General features: G+C 57.0%; 1 pseudogene. It reads right to left on the bottom strand.

Annotation, left to right across the window (positions count from 1 at the left end):
* Positions 1-868: pseudogene (locus AC3WJP_RS29080) on the bottom strand (IS3 family transposase); the annotation flags it as partial.
* Positions 869-898: the final 30 nt, after the last annotated feature.

Genomic DNA, 898 nt, shown 5'->3' with positions numbered 1-898 from the left:
TGGTCGCTGTGAAACAGCACATTCTGAGGCCGGCCACGCTGCTCATAGGCCATATCCAATGCCTTGATCACCAGGTCGGCATCAGGCTTGGCTGAGAACGCCCAACCTACAACACGCCGGGCACAAAGGTCGATGACAGCCGCCAGATAGTGCCATTGGCCTTCAGCCCAGACGTACGTAATGTCACCGCACCAGACTTTGTTCGGGGATGCCACGCTGAACCCGCGATCAAGCACGTTCGGGATATCAGGCCGCTCCACGGTAGCCTTTTTGTAGGCATGGGAGCCCGGCTGTTTGCTGATCAAGTTCAGCTCGCGCATCAACCTACGTACCTTGAATCGCCCGATCTGCATGCCGTCCTCTTTCATCATCAGCATGATGCTCCGGCTGCCCGCAGCGCTTCGGCTTTGCGTAAACAACTCGTTCACGCGGCTACGCAAGACTACTCGTTCGGCATCCGGATACCGACGTTTCCGGCAGTACGCGTAGTAGCAAGATCGGGTGACATCAAATACCGAGCACAACAGATCAACAGGCTCTTGAGCCCGCAGTTGATCGATTAACGCGAACGCTCGTGTTCCTCGGCCATCAAGAGCGCGGTGGCCTTTTTTAAGATCGATTTTTCCCGTTCTAGCCGATTGATACGGGCTTCGAGTTCCTGGATTTTTTGCTGCTCGGGCGTTAGCGCTTTGCTGATCGGCGTGACACCGCCGCGTTCCTGCTGGAGCTGGTTCACCCAACGACGCAAGGCCGACTCAACCAGCCCAAGCGAACGGGCGGCTTCGATATGGCTGTAGCCTTGGTCGAGCACCAGGCACGCAGCCTCGCGCTTGAACTCAGGGGTAAAGGTACGACGTTGCTTGGTCATCAGACACCTCTCTATGGCGAGCATTCTCGC

This window comes from Pseudomonas sp. GW821-FHT01A09 (genome assembly GCF_058986725.1).
The sequence above is the reverse complement of the archived record's forward strand: the minus strand, read 5'-3'. Positions and strand labels throughout refer to the sequence as shown.